This window comes from Streptomyces sp. NPDC056222 (assembly GCF_042264065.1).
In the GTDB taxonomy this organism is placed as follows: Bacteria; Actinomycetota; Actinomycetes; order Streptomycetales; family Streptomycetaceae; genus Streptomyces.
This window is the reverse complement of record NZ_JBHJTL010000051.1, coordinates 1-20676: the sequence shown is the minus strand read 5'-3', so window position 1 is coordinate 20676 and position 20676 is coordinate 1. Positions and strand designations below refer to the sequence as shown.

Genomic DNA, 20676 nt, shown 5'->3' with positions numbered 1-20676 from the left:
GTCTCGCTCCCGCCCAGGGCGGCACATGCGGACTCAGGTACCGGCAAACCCCCATTCGTGTCGGCGCTACCGGTAGACTGGTAGACAATCCCGCCACCCCGCGGAACAAGTCGAACGACGCAGCCGCTCCCGTATGCCCGGAGAACGGCCTGTGCTGTGCCAGAAAGGGCGCTTCGTGGCCGATTCCGGCAACCCCAACGAGAACATTCCGTCCGCCAACGCTGCGTCGTACGACGCCAGCGCGATCACCGTCCTCGAGGGTCTGGACGCGGTCCGCAAGCGACCCGGCATGTACATCGGGTCCACCGGTGAGCGCGGACTGCACCACATGGTGCAGGAGGTCGTCGACAACTCCGTCGACGAGGCCCTGGCCGGCCACGCGGACACCATCGACGTGACGATCCTGGCCGACGGCGGCGTCCGCGTCGTCGACAACGGCCGCGGCATCCCCGTCGGCATCGTCCCCTCCGAGGGCAAGCCGGCCGTCGAGGTCGTGCTCACGGTCCTCCACGCGGGCGGCAAGTTCGGCGGCGGCGGCTACGCGGTCTCCGGCGGTCTGCACGGCGTCGGCGTCTCCGTCGTCAACGCCCTGTCCACCAAGGTCTCGGTGGAGATCAAGACCGACGGCCACCGCTGGACGCAGGATTACAAGATGGGCGTCCCGACCGCGCCCCTCGCGCAGCACGAGGAGACCGACGAGACCGGCACCTCGGTCACGTTCTGGTCCGACCCGGACATCTTCGAGACGACCGAGTACTCCTTCGAGACGCTCTCGCGCCGCTTCCAGGAGATGGCGTTCCTCAACAAGGGCCTCACCATCGCCCTCACCGACGAGCGCGAGTCCGCGAAGGCGACCGTCGGCGCCGACGACCCGGACGCCGAGGCGGCCGCCGAGCCCACCGCGCGCACGGTGAAGTACCACTACGAGGGCGGCATCGTCGACTTCGTGAAGTACCTCAACTCGCGCAAGGGCGAGCTGATCCACCCGACCGTCATCGACGTCGAGGCCGAGGACAAGGAGCGCACGCTCTCGGTCGAGATCGCGATGCAGTGGAACTCGCAGTACAGCGAGGGCGTGTACTCCTTCGCGAACACGATCCACACGCATGAGGGCGGTACGCACGAGGAGGGCTTCCGGGCCGCGCTGACGGGCCTGGTGAACCGCTACGCGCGGGACAAGAAGCTGCTGCGTGAGAAGGACGACAACCTCACGGGTGAGGACATCCGCGAGGGTCTGACGGCGATCATCTCGGTCAAGCTGGGCGAGCCGCAGTTCGAGGGCCAGACGAAGACGAAGCTGGGCAACACGGAGGCCAAGACCTTCGTCCAGAAGATCGTCCACGAGCACCTCAACGACTGGTTCGACCGCAACCCGGTCGAGGCCGCGGACATCATCCGCAAGTCCATCCAGGCGGCCACCGCGCGCGTGGCGGCCCGCAAGGCGCGCGACCTGACCCGCCGCAAGGGCCTGCTGGAGTCGGCGTCGCTCCCGGGCAAGCTGAGCGACTGCCAGTCGAACGACCCCACCAAGTGCGAGATCTTCATCGTCGAGGGTGACTCCGCCGGCGGCTCGGCCAAGTCCGGCCGTAACCCGATGTACCAGGCCATCCTGCCGATCCGCGGCAAGATCCTGAACGTCGAGAAGGCGCGGATCGACAAGATCCTGCAGAACACCGAGGTCCAGGCGCTGATCTCGGCCTTCGGCACCGGAGTCCACGAGGACTTCGACATCGAGAAGCTCCGCTATCACAAGATCATTCTGATGGCGGACGCCGACGTCGACGGTCAGCACATCAACACCCTGCTGCTGACCTTCCTCTTCCGCTTCATGCGTCCGCTGGTCGAGGCCGGTCACGTCTACCTCTCCCGTCCGCCGCTCTACAAGATCAAGTGGGGCCGGGACGACTTCGAGTACGCGTACTCGGACCGTGAGCGCGACGCGCTGGTCGAGCTGGGCAAGCGGAACGGCAAGCGGATCAAGGAAGACTCGATCCAGCGCTTCAAGGGTCTGGGCGAGATGAACGCCGAGGAGCTGCGCGTCACCACCATGGACCAGGACCACCGTGTCCTCGGCCAGGTGACCCTGGACGACGCGGCCCAGGCGGACGACCTGTTCTCGGTGCTGATGGGTGAGGACGTCGAGGCCCGGCGTTCGTTCATCCAGCGCAACGCCAAGGACGTTCGCTTCCTCGACATCTGAGTCGGTCTCAGCTGACCGTACGAAAGGACTGACGACCAGCAATGGCCGACGAGAACCCCCCTGTGACCACTGAAGAAGAAGAGCCGGTGCTGCGCATCGAGCCCGTCGGGCTCGAGACCGAGATGCAGCGCTCGTACCTCGACTACGCGATGTCCGTCATCGTGTCGCGTGCGCTGCCCGACGTCCGGGACGGCCTCAAGCCCGTGCACCGGCGCGTGCTGTACGCGATGTACGACGGCGGCTACCGGCCCGAGAAGGGCTTCTACAAGTGCGCCCGCGTCGTCGGCGACGTCATGGGTACGTACCACCCGCACGGCGACTCCTCCATCTACGACGCGCTCGTCCGCCTCGCCCAGCCCTGGTCGATGCGGCTGCCGCTGGTGGACTCCAACGGCAACTTCGGTTCCCCGGGCAACGACCCGGCCGCCGCCATGCGGTACACCGAGTGCAAGATGATGCCCCTGGCCATGGAGATGCTCCGGGACATCGACGAGGAGACCGTCGACTTCCAGGACAACTACGACGGCCGTAACCAGGAGCCGACGGTCCTGCCGGCGCGCTTCCCGAACCTGCTCGTCAACGGCTCGGCCGGTATCGCGGTCGGTATGGCGACCAACATCCCGCCGCACAACCTGCGCGAGGTCGCGGCCGGTGCCCAGTGGGCGCTGGAGCACCCGGAGGCCACGCACGAGGAGCTGCTCGACGCGCTCATCGAGCGGATCAAGGGCCCGGACTTCCCGACCGGCGCGCTGGTCGTGGGCCGCAAGGGCATCGAGGAGGCGTACCGCACCGGTCGTGGCTCCATCACGATGCGCGCGGTCGTCGAGGTCGAGGAGATCCAGAACCGCCAGTGCCTGGTGGTCACGGAGCTTCCGTACCAGACCAACCCGGACAACCTCGCGCAGAAGATCGCCGACCTGGTGAAGGACGGCAAGATCGGCGGCATCGCCGACGTCCGCGACGAGACCTCGTCCCGTACCGGCCAGCGGCTCGTCATCGTGCTCAAGCGCGACGCCGTCGCCAAGGTCGTCCTCAACAACCTGTACAAGCACACCGACCTGCAGACGAACTTCGGCGCGAACATGCTGGCGCTCGTCGACGGTGTGCCGCGCACGCTCTCCCTGGACGCGTTCATCCGCCACTGGGTGACGCACCAGATCGAGGTCATCGTGCGCCGGACCCGCTTCCGGCTACGCAAGGCCGAGGAGCGCGCCCACATCCTGCGCGGTCTGCTCAAGGCGCTGGACGCGATCGACGAGGTCATCGCGCTCATCCGGCGCAGCGACACGGTCGAGGTCGCGCGCGAGGGCCTGATGGGTCTGCTGCAGATCGACGAGATCCAGGCCAACGCCATCCTCGAGATGCAGCTGCGCCGACTCGCCGCCCTGGAGCGCCAGAAGATCGTCGCCGAGCACGACGAGCTCCAGGCGAAGATCAACGAGTACAACGCGATCCTCGCCTCCGAGGAGCGTCAGCGTCAGATCGTCAGCGAGGAGCTGGCGCTGCTCGTCGACAAGTTCGGCGACGACCGCCGCTCCAAATTGGTGCCCTTCGACGGTGACATGTCCATCGAGGACCTCATCGCCGAGGAGGACATCGTCGTCACCATCACGCGTGGCGGCTATGTGAAGCGGACGAAGACCGAGGACTACCGCTCGCAGAAGCGCGGCGGCAAGGGCGTGCGCGGTACGAAGCTGAAGCAGGACGACATCGTCGACCACTTCTTCGTCTCCACGACCCACCACTGGCTGCTCTTCTTCACCAACAAGGGCCGGGTCTACCGGGCCAAGGCGTACGAGCTTCCGGACGCCGGCCGGGACGCGCGCGGTCAGCACGTCGCCAACCTGCTGGCCTTCCAGCCGGACGAGCAGATCGCCGAGATCCTCGCGATCCGCGACTACGAGGCCGCCCCGTACCTGGTGCTCGCCACCAAGGCCGGTCTGGTGAAGAAGACCGCGCTGAAGGACTACGACTCGCCGCGTTCCGGTGGCGTCATCGCGATCAACCTCCGGGAGACCGAGGGCGGCAGCGACGACGAGCTGATCGGTGCGGAGCTGGTGTCCGCGGAGGACGATCTGCTGCTCATCAGCAAGAAGGCGCAGTCGATCCGGTTCACCGCGACGGACGACGCGCTCCGTCCGATGGGACGGGCGACGTCCGGCGTCAAGGGCATGAGTTTCCGCGAGGGCGACGAGCTGCTCTCGATGAATGTCGTCAGGCCGGGTACGTTCGTCTTCACCGCCACCGACGGTGGGTACGCGAAGCGGACCAACGTCGACGAGTACCGCGTCCAGGGTCGCGGTGGCCTCGGTATCAAGGCCGCCAAGATCGTGGAGGACCGCGGCTCGCTCGTGGGCGCGCTGGTGGTCGAGGAGACGGATGAGATCCTCGCCATCACGCTGTCCGGCGGTGTGATTCGTACGCGCGTCAACGAAGTCAGGGAGACCGGCCGTGACACCATGGGCGTCCAGCTGATCAACCTGGGCAAGCGCGATGCCGTCGTCGGCATCGCACGGAACGCCGAAGCGGGCAGCGAGGCCGAAGAGGTCGAAGCTGCCGCGGACGGCGATGGAGTCGAGGCCGCGATCGCGGTCGAGGCAGCCGAGGGCACCCAGCCCTCGGCCGGGGAGCACGAGGAGTAGAGCGTGAGTGGATCCACGGGCGCCGGTTCGGCGGCTGCCGGAGCTTCTGCTGGAGCGAACGGTGCCCGTGGTTCCGCCACGGACTCCCAGGGGGTTGCGGTGACGGACACCCGAGGGCAGGGGCCCTCGTATGAGACGTACAACGGGCCGCTGCCCGGCGATCGCGCGGGAGCGCAGCAGCCGAGCGGGCCCTACCACCCGCCGCAGGCGTACGGCGCTCAGGCGCCGGACGCCGGCGGTCAGAACACCGGCGCGGTGCGCCGTCCGCGTACGGGGGCCCGCACCACGCCCCGTACGCGCAAGGCGCGGCTGCGGGTGGCCAAGGCCGACCCGTGGTCGGTGATGAAGGTGAGCTTCCTGCTCTCCATCGCGCTGGGCGTCTGCACGGTCGTGGCGGCCTCGGTGCTGTGGATGGTCATGGACGCCATGGGCGTCTTCTCGACCGTCGGCGGCACGATCAGCGAGGCGACGGGCTCGAACGAGTCCAACGGCTTCGATCTGCAGTCGTTCCTCTCGCTGCCGCGTGTGCTCATGTTCACCTCGGTGATCGCCGTGATCGACGTGGTCCTGATGACCGCGCTGGCGACCCTCGGGGCGTTCATCTACAACCTGTCCGCCGGTTTCGTGGGCGGCGTGGAGCTGACGCTGGCCGAGGACGAGTAGCGCCGCGGTGGGGGCCGAGGAACCGATTTTGGGACTGGCCCCCACGTGCGCTAATCTTCAGGAGTCAGCGCGCGGGACACACACCGCAGAGCGCGGCGGGGCTATAGCTCAGTTGGTTAGAGCGCATCCCTGATAAGGATGAGGCCACAGGTTCAAATCCTGTTAGCCCCACAGCATGAAGACCCCCAACCGGTCACGGTTGGGGGTCTTCGGTATGTAGGGCGGCAGGTCGCCGGATGGAGCGGGGACGGCCGAGCGGAGTGGACATGGATGGCGCGGGAAGCACGGTGGGGACCCTCAAGGCCGAGGCCAAGGAAGTGGCCAAGGGCTGGGGGCTGTGGGTGCCGGCCCTGCTGTTCATGCTCGATGGCCCCGATGGGCAGTGGGGCGTCTGGGAGACCGGCAAGGCGGTCATCTTCTGGCTGTGGACGGCAGGGAACGTCTGGTTGACCGTCCCCTTCGTGTTCCGCCTCCTCAAGCGCACGGCGGGAAGGCCCGGAGGCTCCCGGGGGAGGGCGGGGGAAGTCGAACCGGGCAGGGCGACATCGACGGTCGTCCCGATGCGGTCCGATGGGGACGGAGCCGCTGGTTGAGGTCCTGGTGGCCCTCCGGCGTTGCGCGGCCCGGACGGTTCACCCATTCGGGCCGATTGCATTTCACGCCACAGGCCCTGCCTAGGTCACCGATCGGTATCGGTCGGTGTGTAGAGTGGGCGTCAGAAGTCTCCTACGTCAACGAAAGACGAGGTCGCGCGGTGAAGAAGCTTCTCCTGGTCGCACTGGCCGCCATCGGCGGGCTCCTCGTGTACCGCCAGATCCAGGCGGATCGCGCCGAGCAGGATCTGTGGACGGAGGCGACCGACTCCGTGCCCGCAGGTTCGGGTGTCTGAGTCGCACATTGTCTGAGGGCGAAGCCCCGGCCGCGTTCGAGCGGCCGGGGCTTCGCGCTGTTTCAGGACCGTGACACCACCTCTCTTGAGTTCGCCTACGCAAATCATTAGATTGCGAGAGCAAAGTTGAGTGATCGCGGTCAAGGGGGAACGGCGTGAGAGTGCGACGTACAGCGACCGGCTGGGTGGTGGGGGCGTTGATCGCCCTTCTGCTCGCGCCGGCACCGGGAGCGGCCGCGGCCGAGGGCGAGGGCGAGGGCGAGGCGTCGGGGGCCGGCAGCCTGGTGATGGTGCTCGACTCGTCCGGTTCCATGGGCGACGACGACGGCTCGGGACGTACGAGGATGGAGGCGGCGCGCACCGCCGTGGGGACCGTCGTCGACGGCCTGCCCGACCGGCATCCCACCGGACTGCGGGTCTACGGCGCCGACCGGCCCCAGGGATGCACGGACACCCGGCTCGTCCGGCCCGTCGCGCCGCTGGACCGGGCCGGGCTCAAGGCCGCCGTCGCGGCGCTGAAGCCCACCGGGGACACTCCCATCGGGCTCTCCCTCCAGAAGGCCGCCCAGGACCTTCCCGGGTCTTCCGGCGGAACGATCGCCACGCGCACGATCCTGCTGATCTCCGACGGCGAGGACACCTGCGGCACCCCCAAGCCCTGCGAGGTCGCCGCCCAGCTCGCCAAGGACGGCATCGGACTGCGGATCGACACCGTCGGCTTCCAGGTGAAGGGCGCGGCGCGCAAGCAGCTGGAGTGCATCGCCGAGGCGGGCAACGGCCGTTACTACGACGCGCCCGACGCCGACGCGCTCGCCCGCCAGCTCCAGCGGGCCGCACGGCTCTCGGCGGACGGCTACCGGCTGCGGGGCGAGCAGATCGCGGGCACCCCGACGAGCGACCGGGCGCCCGCACTGGTGCCGGGGCAGTACCTGGACACCATCGGGCCCGGCGAGAAGCGGTACTACGCCGTCGACGTGGACGACGTCTCCACGGTGGATCTCTCGGCGACGGCGGTGCCGCAGCCCGGAGCGGCCGTGGACACCGTCGACAAGCTGAGCACCGCCCTGGTCTACGCCCACGCCGGCGGTGAGGGCAACTGCGCGACCGACAGCGAGATCTTTCACCAGAACGAGGGAGCGGTCCCGCTCACTTCGGCCGTCTCCCGCATCCCCACCGAGAAGCGGTACTCGACCTGCGACAAGGCGGGCCGCTACTGGTTCGTCGTCGAGCGCACCAGCAAGCCCGACTCGGACGCGGCCCGCTGGCCGCTGGAGCTGGTCCTCGGCGTCGAGAAGCCGCTGCGGGCCGGAGTCACTCCGGCGCAGTCGCAGCCGGAGTACGGAGCCGGCGGCAAGGAAGCCGTCCTGCCCACCGGCGATCCGAAGGACGTCCGCGGCGGGACCGGCTTCAACGACGCCCGGGAGCTCGGGCGGGGCGTGTGGCGCGACCGGCTCCTGCCCTCGCAGACCCTCTGGTACAAGGTGCCGGTCGGCTGGGGACAGCAGCTGCGCTACGACGTCGAGTTCGCCAACGAGCCCACCGTCGACGGCTCTTCGTCGGTGAGTTCATACGGCGGCACGCAGGTCTACACGCCGGCGCGCCACCCTGTCGGCGGCGGGACCGGAGAGTTCGGCTCCCAGACCACGTACGACGGCCGTCCCGCCGCGCTGAGCATGGGTACGGTGCCTGTCGCCTGGACCAACCGGTACGAGAGCGACTCCAACGTCGTCTCGGTGCACACCACCGGCGGCTTCTACATCGCCGTCACGCTCGGCGCCGAGGCCGCCGAGATCGCCCGGAACCCGCAGATCGCCATGGTCCTGCGGGTCGCGGTCCTCGGCGAGGAGCTGGCCGGGCCGGAACACGGCGCGGCGCGGGTGGCCGGAAAGACCGACAACCAGGGCGAATCGTCCGCGCACGCAGACAGCGGAGGGACGGGCGGGGCAGGATGGACCGTCACCGGGGCCGCCGGGGCGGCGGGCGGCGCCGTCGTACTGATCGCGGCGGCGGTGTTCGTTGTGAAGCGGGTACGGGGCGGGACGGCTACGGACACGAGGAGAGGCGCGTGAACAGGCGCGTGAAGAGGCAGCACGGGAGGATGCGGGCGGCCGGGTCCCTGGTCGCGGCGGCGGGTGCGGCGGCGGTGTTCACGGCCGCGGTGCTGCCGGGCGCGGCATGGGCGGCCGGCGACGACCCGTACGCCTTCGACGGTGGCGCCACGCAGGTCAAGGGCGCCGCATCCAGCCTGGACGCCCAGCAGTTGAAGGCCGGTCAGAGCTACCGCGACAGCATCAAGAAGGACGGCAAGCTCTACTACCGGGTCGATCTGGACGCGAAGCAGAACGCGTACGTGTCCGTCGTCGCCGTCCCCAAGGCCGGCGGCAAGGTGGAGTACGGCGACGGCATCAAGGTCAGCCTGCAGGACGGCTCCAACGCGCAGTGCGGCTACCAGGACACGGCGTTCGGGTCCGCCGGGTTCACCCGGCCCATCACCGCGTACGCCCACCGCACGATCGAGGCCGACAGCTCGACCTGTCAGCAGGCGGGCGCCTACTACGTGCTGGTCGAGCGGACCTCCAAGGCCGTCTCCACTCCCGACGACTGGGAACTGGAGATCCGGTACCTCACCGAGCCCGGGGTGAAGCAGACCGGGCCCACCGAGCTGCCCGAGAACTGGCCCTCCTCCTCGCCCCCGCCGCCCGCGGGCGGACCGCAGAAGCGGCAGGGCGGCGCGGGCTTCCACGACGCCACCTCGCTGAAGCAGGGCGAGTGGCGTGCCGACATCAAGCCCGGGCAGACGCTCTTCTACCGGGTCCCCGTCGACTGGGGGCAGCAGCTCTTCGCCACCGCGGAGATCGGCAGCAGCCCCTCGGGCGCCACGACGTACGTGAGCAACGCGCTGGTCCTGTCGCTCGACAACCCGGCCCGCGGCCATGTCGACGAGGACACCCTCAGCTACGACGGCAAGCAGGCGACGCTCGCGCTCGACCCGCACCGGCCGGTCGCCTTCGAGAACCGTTACTCCTCCAACAGCTACACCAACGCGCTGCGGTTCGCGGGCTGGTACTACCTGTCGGCCACGCTCAGCCCGGAGGTCGCCAAGGAGTACGGCGACAAGCCGGTGCCGCTGACCCTGCGGGTGAACGTCATCGGCACGCCGAAGGCGGGTCCCGCGTACGACGGGGACGCCGGCGCCTTCAAGGTCACCGACGACGACCGGGACGCGGCGGCCAGCGGAGCGAGCGGGCCGCAGGCGCAGAAGAGCGACAGCATGGCCCTGGTCGCGGCGGCCGGGATCGGTGCCGGGACCGTACTGATCGTCGGGCTCGGCCTGTGGACGCTCGCGGGACGGCGCCGGGCGGCGCGTGCGACGCCGCAGGACGGGCCGCCGCAGTTCGGACCCCCGACGACCTGGTAGGCCGGGGCCGCCTGGTCGGCGGGCGGGCTCGCCGACCAGGGCCGGCCGGTCAGGTCTGGGTGAGTGCCCAGATGCCGACGGCGAAGCAGATCAGCGCGACGACCAGAACCGGGACCGCCACCTTCGGGGGCGGTCCCGGTCGCTTTGCCGGGACCGGGGCGGCGGAAGCCGCCTGCGCGGGAACCTGATGGGCGTGAGCGGTGTATTGACGAGTGGAGGCTTGGTTGAACGACACCGCGGCCGTCGGGGCCTGGGCGAAGTCCGGCGCGGCGGCGGGATGGGGGGAGGCCGTATGCGCGGAAGGGGCGGTGACCGGGGGCTGCGTGGGGGCGGCGACCGGCTGAGGGGGCGGGGACAGGTGGAAGCTGCCCGTCTCGGAGGGGCTCGGCGTCGGCACGGGCTGCTGTGGCAGAGCCTGGCCCTCTGTCTGCGGCTGTGTATGAGGCTGTGCCGGTACGGAGGCGGGGGTGGCCACGGGCTGGGCCGGGGCCCGGGGCTCCGGGCCGTTCGGGCCGAATCCGGCGGGCAGCGGGCCGATCTGGTCGAAGACCTCGACCGGCTCCTCGTCCGGGCGGGCCTCGGGCAGCATCTCGATCGCCGAGGTCAGCGCCTTGCGCACGCCCGTCGCCGTCTTGAAGCGGGCCTGCGGGTCCGGCTGGAGCAGGCCCGCGAGGACCTGCCACAGCGGCTCCGGAATGCCTTCCGGGGCTCCCGGGGTCCCGTGCGCCATGAAGTACTCGATCAGGGCACGGGAGTCGGGCTTCTGGCCCTGGAGCAGATAGAGCGCGACCAGGCCGACCGCGAAGAGGTCGGCCGGGAAGTCCGGCTCCGCGCCCAGCATCTGTTCGGGAGCGAAGTAACCGGGCGTTCCCACCACGTAGTTGGTCTCCGTCAGGCGAGGTTCGCCCTTGCGCATCGAGATGCCGAAATCGGACAGCCGCAGATGCGGCCGCCCGGCTCCGGTGACGTCGAGCAGGATGTTCGCCGGCTTGATGTCGCGGTGCACGACCCCCTCCGCGTGCACCGCGGCAAGTCCGGAGAGCAGCTGGTCCAGCAGGGTGCAGACGAAACGCGGCGGCAGCGGACCGTAGTCCCCGATCACGTGCGCCAGAGACCCGCCGGCCACCAGATCCATGGTGAACAGCACCTTGTCGTCGTCCGCGGCCCAGCTGGCCGGGGCGAGGACATGGGGGTGATCGATCCTGAGCGCCTGCTCCCGGACGAAGCGGAGCAGTGTGTGGGCGTCGCTCTGCTGGAGCACCTTGGCCGCCACATAGCGGCGGCGTCGATGGTCCCAGGCACGCCACACCGCGCCGACGCCACCGCGTCCGATCGGGTCGATCAGCTCGTACCGACCAGCGAAGACCTCACCCATTGCGCTACGCCCGCTCCCCGTCGTGCCGTCTCGTTCTGCCGTGTGTGCCGAACCCGGCTGCTCTACGTCAGTTCTGGTGCGACTCGTAGTGCGCGACCGCGTCCGCGGTGCGTCCGGCGCCGTACACCCGGAGGAACTCTGCCAGTTCCGGGTGGGCCGGGGCGAGGGAGTCCGCCGCATCGATGATGTCGCCCGCCGCCGCGACCGAGCGCAGCAGCGACTGGATCTCGCGCACCACGCGGCGCACGGTCGGCGCGCCCGAGCTGGTCGTGGTCTGGCTGGTGCCGGTCAGCACGGAGCCACCCTGGGACTTCTTGATCTCGTCCATGCGGTCGGTGGCCTCGGCCGCGCTGACGCTGCCGTCCGCGACCAGCCCGGCGAGCTCCTGAAGGGCCTGGACACGCTGCACGACGGCCGGGTTGCCGATCTTGGCCCGCTGGCCGCTCATCAGCTGGGAGAGCATGGGCGCCGAAAGACCGAGCACGGCCGCGAGCCGTGCCTGATTGAGCCCGAGATCGTCGATCAGGCGACGGAAGAGCGCCCCCAGTGGCTCTCCGTACCAACTGCGCTGAAGCTCTCTGGCTCTTGCCGTGGCTTCCTGCTGCGCTGTGTCCATTGCTTCTCCCCATCCCTGCGGTTCGCCACTGCGAACCTCGATCAGCATCTTACGGAGCGTGGTCGCCGACGGGGAGTCCCAATCCTTTTGCGGGAATGAGGGGGTGACCCGGTACTCTGTTCTCGTTCCGGGGCCTTAGCTCAGTTGGTAGAGCGCTGTCTTTGCATGGCAGATGTCAGGGGTTCGACTCCCCTAGGCTCCACTCCCAGAATGCCCTCTGACCTGCGGAAACGCGGTGTCGGGGGGCATTTTTCGGTGCGTGCGGCCGGTGCGCCCGCCCCAGGAGGCGCTGGGGAGTCGGTGCGGCGCCGAGGGGGACAAGCCGGCAGTCGCAACACCGCGCCGTGATGCTCTTCCGGGTACGGACGGCCAGGTCGGTGACCGGGCTTGCGCAGGCCAAGCGCGCGGTGGGCCGGTCCGGCGTCGTCATGCTCGCCTCCTGCGCCGTGTTCGCGGTGACGGCGGCCGGACCCGGGCCGTGGACGACCGTCGCCGTGCTCGCGTTCGACGCGGCGCTCCAGGTCGCCGCGGAGATGCGTCACTCCGCCGGTTCCCGGCAGATCGGCTTCGCCCTCGCCCCGGCCGGCCGGATCGGCCAGTACCAGGGCTTCTACGGCACCGGTGTCCCGGTCGCGCGGACGCTGGGCCCGCCGCTCGTCACCACGCTCCTGGTGACCTGGGGCGTGCCCGGCCGGCTGGTGCTCGGCGGGATCTTCCTGGCCGCCTCGGCCGCGACGAAGCCCGCGTCCGGTGGGCCGAGAAGGCGCGCGCGCAGGCGGCCGCCACCGACGACGCCACGGAGCTCGTGGGAGCGCGCTGAGCCGTACGGGTGGTGTTCATCGGAAGAACTGCGCGGTGACGGCGTCGCTCCGAGAAATCGAAGCGCCCGTCCACATCATGAGGAAGGTACGAAAAGCGCGCAAATCGAAATGCACCATCCGAGAACGTCACGAAAGCGAGGGGCCATGGCCACCGCCAAGGTCAAGCAGTTCTGGACCGCCTTCATCTCCGTACTCTTCGCCCTGCTCGCCTCCGTCGGCCTGGCGTCCACCGCCACCGCCGCGCAGGCTCCCGCCGTTCAGCAGCCGGAGGAGCCGGCCTCGGCCGCCACCGCCACGGCGCGCACCCAGGCCGTCGTACCGGCACAGCGGGCGGCGCATCAGTGGCCCTGGGTCCGCGACCGCTCCCTGCCGCCCACCATCAAGCAGCGCATCGGCGCCGAGGCGCACAACTCCTCGCCTTCCGTCCGCCACCTGCCCGCCGACGCCCCGGACGAGACGACGCTCGCGGACCAGACGGAGCTGACGGACATCGCGCTCGCCGCGAAGGCGTAGGGCGCAGGGAGTTCGTGCTCCCCGTGCCCCACGACCCACGACCCACCGCGAAACGCGGAGGCAGCCCGCGGTCAGCGACGCTCGTCGCGGTCCGTATCGGTATCGGCTTCGGCCTCCTTGGCCTCCACCTCGGGATCGAGAGCTCCACTGCCGTCGACGGACGACAGCGGCGACGTACGGGACGACGGTTCCGCCCCCTCATCGACCTCGGTAGGAGCCGGCGGTTCGACCAGCCAGTCCGGGTTGGCCTGCTTGTCCCACCACTTCCAGGCGGCGAAGGCGCCGCCGAGCACCACAGCGAAGACCGCGAGTCCGATGGCGACGCGTCCGGCCTTGGCCCGACGCTCATGCTTCCTCACGATCTTCCGAATCTCCTTCGGTGTCACCTGTCCGCGTAGCGCGGCCCAGGCGGCCACCGAACGCGACCCGGCCTCATCGAGGGCCGGACCGGTCGCGGCGACCGCGTGCTCGACACGCGGAACGGTGTAGTCGGCCGCCTGACGGGCGGCCTTGCGGGTGACGATCGCGGCACGTTGCGCGGCCTCGTCCACCCGCGGCGGTACATGCGGTGCGACATGGGCGACGTACTGCACACGAGCTTGCTTGCGGGCCTGCTGAGCGGCCTTCGAGACCTTCGGCGCGAGCCGGACGCGCGCCTCGTGCGCATAGAGCGCGGCGTGGTCCTTGGCCGTGCCGGCGTACTGCGAGGCCTGCTCCTTGGCCGTGCTCGCATAGGGCGCCACCACTTCCGCGGCGTGCAGCACGCTGTCCTTGGCCGAATCGGTCGCGGCGCGCACGCTGTCCATCCGGGTCACGGGATCCTCCTCCTCGGTGGCGGTGTCGGTTTTTCGCCTTTCCACCCATTTCGAAATCATGCCTGCCCGATCGCGGTCCGGCATGCGGGGCGGGCATCCGGGGCATCCCCCTGTCTCTTCCGTGCGAGGATGCGATGCGCGTCAGTGGAGACTTACGGAAGGCGGACCGTGGCCGAGCAGCTCTACGCCACTCTCAAGACCAATCTGGGCGACATCGAGATTCGGCTGCTGCCGAACCACGCCCCGAAGACGGTCAGAAACTTCACCGAACTCGCCAAGGGCGAGCGGGAGTGGACGCACCCGGCCACCGGCGATGTCACCTCGGACCGCCTGTACGACGGAACCGTCTTCCACCGGGTCATCGAGGGCTTCATGATCCAGGGCGGCGATCCGCTGGGGAACGGCACGGGCGGACCGGGGTACGAGTTCGCCGACGAGTTCCACCCGGAGCTCTTCTTCGACCGTCCCTATCTGCTGGCGATGGCCAACGCGGGCCCGGGCACGAACGGCTCCCAGTTCTTCATCACGGTCGGGGCCACGACCTGGCTGAACCGCAAGCACACCATCTTCGGCGAGGTCGTCGGCGCGGCGAGCAGGAAGGTCGTCGACACGATCGCCGCGGCGCCGGTCAACGCCAACACCCAGCGCCCCCTCGACGACGTGGTCCTGGAGTCCGTCGTCATCGAGACGCGCTGACCGGAGGAACCCGCTGACCGGACAGCCGGCCGGCCCCCGCCAGGGAACCTTTCCGCCCTGCTCATCCGTATCAGGAGGGCGGGGCGCCGCCTCGTCGCCCCATCTCCTCGGGAGGGATCTCCATGGAGCCGCAGTCCGGCATGCCGCGCTGTTACCGCCACCCGGACGTCGAGACAGGCATCCGCTGCACCCGCTGCGACAAGCCGATCTGCCCGCAGTGCATGGTCTCCGCCTCCGTCGGCTTCCAGTGCCCGGACTGCGTACGCAACGGCTCCGGCACGGGCCACGCGCCCGACGCCAACCAGCCCCGTACGCTCGCCGGCGGCCGGGTGGCGTCCGACGGGCGCCTGGTCACCAAGATCCTCATCGCGATCAACCTCGCCCTCTTCATCGCCGTCCAGGTGGCCGGAGACCGGGTCGTGGACGAGCTTTCGCTGATCGGCTACGCCTTCAGCCCGTCGCTCACCGAGGTGGTCGGGGTCGCGGACGGCGAGTGGTACCGGCTGATCACCTCGGCGGCTCTCCACCAGGAGGTCGCGCACTTCGTCTTCAACATGCTGGGTCTGTGGGTCATCGGCGGGATCGTGGAGCCGGAGCTCGGCCGGATCCGCTACGCCACGCTCTGTCTGCTCTCCGGACTCTCCGGCTCCGCGCTCGCCTATCTGCTCTCCCCGGCGAACCAGCCCTCGCTGGGCGCCTCGGGCATCGTCTTCGGGCTGATCGGCGCCTGGGCGGTACTCACCCGCCGCCAGCGACTGGACATGCGACCGGTGATCCTCTTCGTGGGCCTGTCGCTGCTGCTGACCTTCACCCGCCCCGGAATCTCCTGGGAGGCGCACATCGGCGGCCTCGTCGGCGGCGCCCTGGTCGCCTACGGACTGCTGCACGCGCCGAGGGCCCGGCGGAACGTCGTCCAGTACACGGCCTGTGGACTGGTGCTCCTGATCGACCTGGGTATGGTCCTCGCCCGCTCGGCCGCGCTCACCTGAGCGACGAGGGCTGTGGACGAGCTTCCCGAAAAGCTTTCCCCAGAGTTATCCACAGCGAGTGGTGGATCTTGTGCACCTGGTGGAGAACGACTGCGCCCCTCACTCCTGAGCTGGGCTTTTCCAGCGGGAGTGAGGGGCGGGGCGCGCTTCCGGCAGGGGTGCCGCAGTCACACCGGCGTCAACCTGCCCTGGAGTTATCCACAGATCTTCGTAAGTTATCCAGTGCTGTGCACAACGCTGTGGATAAGTTCAGGGCAAGGCTTGACGGGCAGAGCGGGGAGGAGCTACTTCCACTGCGTGGAGACGCCGAACCCGGCCGCGATGAAGCCGAAGCCCACCACGATGTTCCAGTTGTTGATGGACTTCACCGGCAGCGTGCCGTCGGTGACGTAGAAGACGACGATCCACACCAGCCCGATCGCGAACAGTGCCAGCATCACGGGAGCCACCCAGCTGCGATTGGTCAGCTTGATGTTGGTGGCCTGCTTGGCGGGCGGGGGCGTGAAGTCGGCCTTCTTGCGGATACGTGACTTCGGCACGAGGGACTCTCCTGTCGATGCGCTGCGTGACCGCGCAGGGAACTGTGGCTGGCGCCGGGGCGGGACGACTGTGACGTAGGAGGACCACTGCGTCCCCCGGGCGTCCGTTAGCGTAGTGGTTCCGCGGCACCGAAGGGGATCAGGGTACGTTGAGCAATTCCGCCGACTCATCCCCCGGGCCGGGCCGAACCGCTGGGTGGCGCCCCGTCCGGGTGCTGACCGCTGCCGTCTTCGCCCTCGCCGGACTGATCTTCGTGACCAGTTTCAACACCGCGAAGGGCACCAACATCCGGACGGACGCCTCCCTGCTGAGGCTCTCCGACCTGATCGAGGAGCGCAGCCACAAGAACGCCGGACTGGACGAGTCCACCGCCGCCCTGCGCGGCCAGGTCGACGCCCTCGCCGCCCGCGACGACGGCTCCACCACCGCCGAGGACGCCAAACTGCGCGCCCTGGAGGCGGCCGCCGGGACCTCCGAGATCGCGGGGCCCGGCCTGACCGTCACCCTCAACGACGCCCCGGCGAACGCCCAGGCCGCCCCCGGCTACCCCGAACCGCAGGCCAACGACCTCGTCATCCACCAGCAGGATCTCCAGGCCGTCGTCAACGCCCTGTGGAAGGGCGGCGCCCGGGGCATCCAGGTGATGGACCAGCGGCTCATCTCCACCAGCGCCGTGCGCTGTGTGGGCAACACCCTGATCCTCCAGGGCCGCGTCTACTCTCCCCCGTACAAGATCACCGCTGTGGGCGACCGGGGGAAGCTGACCGCGGCGCTCGCCGACGCGCCCGCCGTCCAGAACTACCAGCTGTACGTGAAGGCGTACGGGCTCGGCTGGAAAGTGGACGAGCACAGGGCGGTGACTCTTCCCGGCTACTCCGGCACAGTGGATCTCCACTACGCGAAGCCTGTGAGCTGACTGCGGGGAGGCCCGGCCGGTGGCGGTGCGACTGATCGTCAGAACGTTCAGCGAGCTGTGCATCACCGTCGGGACCGTGATCGTCCTCTTCGTCGTGTACGTGATGTTCTGGACCGGAGTCCAGGCCGAGAGCGCCACGGCCGGCCAGATCGACACCCTGGAACAGGAGTGGATCGACCGCCCCGTCCCCGACGCCACCGCGGCCGCACCGCCCCCGAAGGCGTACACGGCCGGCAAGGGCATCGCCGTCATGTACATCCCCCGGCTCGGCAGGAACTGGGAGTGGCCCGTCCTGGAAGGCACCTCCACGGCCATCCTGAAGAAGGGGCTCGGCCACTACGCAGCCACCGCCCGCCTCGGCGAGACCGGCAACTTCTCCGTGGCAGGCCACCGGCGCACGTACGGAGATCCGTTCAAGGACTTCCCCCGGCTGCGCCCGGGTGACGCGGTCGTCCTCACCGACGGCACGACCTGGTACACCTACCGCGTCGCACGCACGCCCCACCGGACTGTTCCCACCGACATCGGCGTGATCGACCCCGTCCCCCGAAAATCCGGATTCGACGGGCCCGGCCGCTATCTCACCCTCACCACCTGCGAGCCCGAGTGGGGCAGCAGCCACCGGCTGATCGCCTGGGCGCACCTGGACGCCACCCAGCCTGTGACGCAGGGCAAGCCACCTGCTTTGGCCGGCTGACCCCTGACAGCCCCGATCCCCCGTACTCTGGTGCCCGTAACGAACGGAAGGGGCAGTGGACGTCATGTACGGCTGGATCTGGCGGCATCTGCCGGGCAACGCGTGGATCAGGGCGATCATCTCGCTCGTACTCGTCCTCGGGATCGTCTACGCGCTCTTCCAGTACGTGTTCCCCTGGGCGGAGCCGCTGCTTCCGTTCAACGATGTGACGGTGGACGGCCAGTGAGCGCGCGGATTCTCGTCGTCGACAACTACGACAGCTTCGTCTTCAACCTCGTTCAGTACCTCTACCAGCTCGGCGCCGAGTGCGAAGTGCTGCGCAACGACGAGGTCGAACTGAGCCACGCGCAGGACGGCTTCGACGGCGTCCTGCTCTCGCCCGGCCCCGGCGCGCCCGAACAGGCCGGTGTCTGCATCGACATGGTCCGCCACTGCGCCACGACCGGCGTGCCCGTCTTCGGCGTCTGCCTGGGGATGCAGTCGATGGCGGTGGCGTACGGCGGTGTCGTCGACCGCGCCCCCGAACTGCTGCACGGCAAGACCTCGCTGGTCACGCACGAGGGCAAGGGCGTCTTCGCCGGCCTTCCCTCGCCGTTCACCGCCACGCGCTACCACTCGCTGGCCGCCGAGCCCGCGGCGCTGCCGGACGAGCTGGAGGTCACGGCGCGCACGGACGACGGCATCATCATGGGGCTGCGCCACCGTGATCTGGCGGTCGAGGGCGTGCAGTTCCACCCCGAGTCGGTGCTCACCGAGCACGGCCACCTGATGCTCGCCAACTGGTTGGAGCAGTGCGGCGACAAGGGGGCGGTGGGCCGGTCGGCGGGGCTCGCGCCGGTGGTGGGCAAGGCCGTCGCGTGACGGCGGGGTCGCCGTGGTTCCGGGCGACGAATCTGTCGGACGAGCCGGTGCCGGGGGAGCCGACGCCGACGGCGTCGTACGAGGAGACGGCGTACCAGGCCGCTCAGGGGTACGACACGCCCGCGTATGAGGCGCATCGGCCGACCGCGTACGAGACACCCGGGTACGAGACGCCTGCGTACGACGCGTCCGGGTACGGCGCGTCCGGATACGAGGCACCGGCGTACGAGGCACCGGCGTACGAGCCGATAGCCGAGCCTTCCGCCGTGCCGGCGCCCGAGCCGACTCCCGAGACGTCGTACGAGACGCCCTACGAGGAGCCGTACGAGGAGCCGTACGAGCCTCAGGAGGAGCCGAACGACGGGACGATGGCCCTGCGGACCGTCGAGCCCGCCGCGGCCCCGCTCCCGGGCCCTGGCAGGGCCGAGCGCCGCAAGGCCGCCAAGGGACGTGGTCGCCGGGGAGCGACGCCGTCGGAGCCGTCGGAGACGCCCTCCGGGGCCCCCGCGGCCCCGCTCTCGCGCGTCGAGGCCCGCCGTGCGGCCAAGGCACAGAAGGACAGTGTCGGGGTCGTCGCGAGCCGGGTCGTGGGCGAGCTGTTCATCACCTTCGGCGTGGTCATGCTGCTGTTCGTCACGTACCAGCTGTGGTGGACGAACGTCCTGGCCGGCCAGCAGGCCGACCAGGCCAAGGGGCAGATAGAGGACTCCTGGTCCAAGGGCCGGGCGCCGGGCGCGTTCGAGCCGGGGCAGGGCTTCGCCATCATGTACATCCCCAGGCTGGACGTGGTCGTCCCGGTCGCCGAGGGCATCAGCAAGCCCAAGGTCCTGGACCGGGGCATGGTGGGCCACTACGCGGAGGGCAGCCTGAAGACGGCGATGCCCAGCGACAAGCAGGGCAACTTCGCCGTGGCCGGGCACCGCAACACGCACGGCGAACCGTTCCGCTACATCAACCAGTTGGAGCCCGGCGACCCGATCGTCGTCGAGACCCAGGACGCGTACTACACGTACGAAATGGCGAGCATCCTGCCCCAGACCGCACCGTCGAACGTGTCGGTCATCGACCCGGTCCCGAAGCAGTCGGGCTTCAAGGGGCCGGGGCGGTACATCACGCTGACGACCTGTACGCCCGAATTCACCAGTACGTACCGCATGATCGTGTGGGGCAAGATGGTCGAGGAACGCCCGCGGAGCAAGGGAAAGCCGGACGCGCTCGTAGGCTGAGACCCACGACTCACGACCCCACACTCAGAACGGGACGACGCAGTGGCACGTGCGCGCAACCGGATCGCCGGAGTCATCAGCGTCTTCGGTGAACTCCTCATCACCGCGGGCCTGGTGCTCGGTCTCTTCGTCGTCTACTCGCTGTGGTGGACGAACGTCCTCGCCGACCGCGCCGCCGGCCGCGACGGCGACCAGGTCCGCGACCAGTGGGCGGCGGGCCCCGGAGCGCTGGACACCAAGGGCGGCATCGGCTTCCTGCACGTCCCGGCGATGGGCGACGACGAGATACTGGTCAAGAAGGGCACCGAGCCCGAGATCCTGAACAACGGTGTCGCCGGCTACTACCTCGACCCGATCAAGTCGGCCCTCCCGCAGGACAAGCAGGGCAACTTCACGCTGGCCGCGCACCGGGACGGGCACGGGGCGAAGTTCCACAACATCCACAAGTTGAAGAACGGCGACTCGATCGTCTTCGAGTCCAAGGACACGTGGTTCGTCTACAAGGTCTACAAGAGCCTGCCGGAGACGACGAAGTACAACGTGGACGTCCTCCAGCAGGTCCCGAAGGAATCGGGCAGGACGAAGCCGGGCCGCTACATCACGCTGACGACGTGCACGCCGATGTACACCTCGGACTACCGCTACATCGTCTGGGGCGAGCTGGAACGCACGGAGAAGGTCGACGCGGCCCGGACGCCACCGGCGGAGCTGCAGTAGGGCGGAAGCCCAGGTAGGCACCGGATCCCAGGCGGGCACCCGGGTCGGAGCCAACGGGGAGGGCCCCGGCATCCTCATGGAT

Annotated in this window: 20 protein-coding genes and 2 tRNA genes; 18 read left to right on the top strand and 4 right to left on the bottom strand. The window is 69.4% G+C overall.

Annotated elements, in window-relative coordinates; all coding sequences use genetic code 11:
* The first annotated feature begins 151 nt into the window (after positions 1-151).
* The 8 genes from gyrB to ACFC0D_RS23145 all read left to right on the top strand — a co-directional run bounded on the left by gyrB (position 152) and on the right by ACFC0D_RS23145 (position 9812).
* Complete coding sequence (gyrB, locus tag ACFC0D_RS23180) at positions 152-2200, top strand: DNA topoisomerase (ATP-hydrolyzing) subunit B (protein WP_376439021.1); 2049 nt, start codon at positions 152-154, stop codon at positions 2198-2200.
* A 41-nt stretch (positions 2201-2241) separates the two neighbouring features.
* Positions 2242-4842, top strand: coding sequence for a DNA gyrase subunit A (gene gyrA / locus ACFC0D_RS23175; RefSeq protein WP_376439018.1), 2601 nt, complete (start codon positions 2242-2244; stop codon positions 4840-4842).
* Between the two features lie 3 nt (positions 4843-4845).
* A complete protein-coding gene (locus ACFC0D_RS23170; protein ID WP_376439015.1) occupies positions 4846-5505 on the top strand; it encodes a DUF3566 domain-containing protein in 660 nt (219 codons plus the stop codon).
* 97 nt (positions 5506-5602) lie between these two features.
* Positions 5603-5676: transfer RNA gene (locus tag ACFC0D_RS23165), tRNA-Ile, on the top strand.
* 95 nt (positions 5677-5771) lie between these two features.
* Positions 5772-6098 (top strand): hypothetical protein, encoded by a 327-nt coding sequence (locus ACFC0D_RS23160; RefSeq protein ID WP_376439012.1) that lies wholly within the window; start codon positions 5772-5774, stop codon positions 6096-6098.
* Positions 6099-6259: 161 nt separating this feature from the next.
* Complete coding sequence (locus tag ACFC0D_RS23155; protein WP_003958712.1) at positions 6260-6394, top strand: DLW-39 family protein; 135 nt, start codon at positions 6260-6262, stop codon at positions 6392-6394.
* Positions 6395-6549: 155 nt separating this feature from the next.
* Positions 6550-8463, top strand: a complete 1914-nt coding sequence (locus tag ACFC0D_RS23150) for a VWA domain-containing protein (RefSeq protein WP_376439009.1) — start codon at positions 6550-6552, stop codon at positions 8461-8463.
* Between the two features lie 8 nt (positions 8464-8471).
* Complete coding sequence (locus ACFC0D_RS23145; RefSeq protein ID WP_376439104.1) at positions 8472-9812, top strand: hypothetical protein; 1341 nt, start codon at positions 8472-8474, stop codon at positions 9810-9812.
* A gap of 49 nt (positions 9813-9861) precedes the next feature.
* Here the strand turns inward: ACFC0D_RS23145 and ACFC0D_RS23140 are convergent, their stop codons facing one another.
* Both ACFC0D_RS23140 and ACFC0D_RS23135 read right to left on the bottom strand, forming a co-directional pair.
* Positions 9862-11187 carry a protein kinase gene (locus tag ACFC0D_RS23140; protein ID WP_376439006.1) on the bottom strand — a complete coding sequence of 442 codons (1326 nt, stop codon included), beginning with the start codon at positions 11185-11187 and terminating at the stop codon, positions 9862-9864.
* Between the two features lie 67 nt (positions 11188-11254).
* Positions 11255-11803 carry a DNA-binding protein gene (locus ACFC0D_RS23135; RefSeq protein ID WP_329118492.1) on the bottom strand — a complete coding sequence of 183 codons (549 nt, stop codon included), beginning with the start codon at positions 11801-11803 and terminating at the stop codon, positions 11255-11257.
* A 129-nt stretch (positions 11804-11932) separates the two neighbouring features.
* Between ACFC0D_RS23135 and ACFC0D_RS23130 the strand changes: the two genes are divergently transcribed.
* Positions 11933-12005, top strand: a tRNA-Ala gene (locus tag ACFC0D_RS23130).
* 145 nt (positions 12006-12150) lie between these two features.
* Positions 12151-13137: a DUF6344 domain-containing protein gene (locus ACFC0D_RS23125; RefSeq protein WP_376439100.1), complete on the top strand. Its 987-nt coding sequence runs from the start codon at positions 12151-12153 to the stop codon at positions 13135-13137.
* Between the two features lie 71 nt (positions 13138-13208).
* Here the strand turns inward: ACFC0D_RS23125 and ACFC0D_RS23120 are convergent, their stop codons facing one another.
* Complete coding sequence (locus tag ACFC0D_RS23120) at positions 13209-13952, bottom strand: DUF5324 family protein (protein WP_376439098.1); 744 nt, start codon at positions 13950-13952, stop codon at positions 13209-13211.
* Between the two features lie 168 nt (positions 13953-14120).
* Between ACFC0D_RS23120 and ACFC0D_RS23115 the strand changes: the two genes are divergently transcribed.
* Together ACFC0D_RS23115 and ACFC0D_RS23110 are read left to right on the top strand one after the other, a co-directional pair.
* Positions 14121-14648: a peptidylprolyl isomerase gene (locus ACFC0D_RS23115; protein ID WP_376439002.1), complete on the top strand. Its 528-nt coding sequence runs from the start codon at positions 14121-14123 to the stop codon at positions 14646-14648.
* Between the two features lie 122 nt (positions 14649-14770).
* Positions 14771-15637, top strand: coding sequence for a rhomboid family intramembrane serine protease (locus ACFC0D_RS23110; RefSeq protein ID WP_376438999.1), 867 nt, complete (start codon positions 14771-14773; stop codon positions 15635-15637).
* A 284-nt stretch (positions 15638-15921) separates the two neighbouring features.
* Here ACFC0D_RS23110 and crgA read toward each other — a convergent pair whose 3' ends face one another.
* Complete coding sequence (crgA, locus tag ACFC0D_RS23105) at positions 15922-16176, bottom strand: cell division protein CrgA (protein ID WP_329118500.1); 255 nt, start codon at positions 16174-16176, stop codon at positions 15922-15924.
* A gap of 149 nt (positions 16177-16325) precedes the next feature.
* On the opposite strand from crgA, the gene ACFC0D_RS23100 reads away from it, so the two are divergent.
* Genes ACFC0D_RS23100 through ACFC0D_RS23075 form a run of 6 tightly spaced genes read left to right on the top strand, consistent with a single transcriptional unit; the run spans position 16326 to position 20594 of the window.
* Positions 16326-17093 (top strand): DUF881 domain-containing protein, encoded by a 768-nt coding sequence (locus tag ACFC0D_RS23100; protein WP_376438996.1) that lies wholly within the window; start codon positions 16326-16328, stop codon positions 17091-17093.
* Between the two features lie 19 nt (positions 17094-17112).
* Entirely contained in the window at positions 17113-17790 is a 678-nt protein-coding gene (locus ACFC0D_RS23095) for a class E sortase (RefSeq protein WP_376438993.1), read from the top strand.
* 55 nt (positions 17791-17845) lie between these two features.
* Positions 17846-18016, top strand: a complete 171-nt coding sequence (locus ACFC0D_RS23090) for a hypothetical protein (protein WP_329125917.1) — start codon at positions 17846-17848, stop codon at positions 18014-18016.
* A complete protein-coding gene (locus tag ACFC0D_RS23085; RefSeq protein ID WP_376438990.1) occupies positions 18013-18651 on the top strand; it encodes an aminodeoxychorismate/anthranilate synthase component II in 639 nt (212 codons plus the stop codon). Before ACFC0D_RS23090 ends, ACFC0D_RS23085 begins: the two co-directional genes overlap by 4 nt.
* Positions 18648-19877 carry a class E sortase gene (locus ACFC0D_RS23080; protein WP_376438987.1) on the top strand — a complete coding sequence of 410 codons (1230 nt, stop codon included), beginning with the start codon at positions 18648-18650 and terminating at the stop codon, positions 19875-19877. The genes ACFC0D_RS23085 and ACFC0D_RS23080 overlap by 4 nt, the downstream gene beginning before the upstream one ends.
* Before the next feature lie 42 nt (positions 19878-19919).
* Positions 19920-20594 carry a class E sortase gene (locus ACFC0D_RS23075; protein WP_376438984.1) on the top strand — a complete coding sequence of 225 codons (675 nt, stop codon included), beginning with the start codon at positions 19920-19922 and terminating at the stop codon, positions 20592-20594.
* Positions 20595-20676: the final 82 nt, after the last annotated feature.

Excerpts from the sequence above, each read along its gene's own strand:
- ACFC0D_RS23135 (WP_329118492.1), bottom strand. The coding sequence starts at position 11,803 with ATGGACACAGCGCAGCAGGAAGCCACGGCAAGAGCCAGAGAGCTTCAG.
- ACFC0D_RS23160 (WP_376439012.1), top strand. The coding sequence starts at position 5,772 with ATGGATGGCGCGGGAAGCACGGTGGGGACCCTCAAGGCCGAGGCCAAG.
- ACFC0D_RS23110 (WP_376438999.1), top strand. The coding sequence starts at position 14,771 with ATGGAGCCGCAGTCCGGCATGCCGCGCTGTTACCGCCACCCGGACGTC.
- gyrA (WP_376439018.1), top strand. The coding sequence starts at position 2,242 with ATGGCCGACGAGAACCCCCCTGTGACCACTGAAGAAGAAGAGCCGGTG.
- ACFC0D_RS23140 (WP_376439006.1), bottom strand. The coding sequence starts at position 11,187 with ATGGGTGAGGTCTTCGCTGGTCGGTACGAGCTGATCGACCCGATCGGA.
- ACFC0D_RS23125 (WP_376439100.1), top strand. The coding sequence starts at position 12,151 with ATGCTCTTCCGGGTACGGACGGCCAGGTCGGTGACCGGGCTTGCGCAG.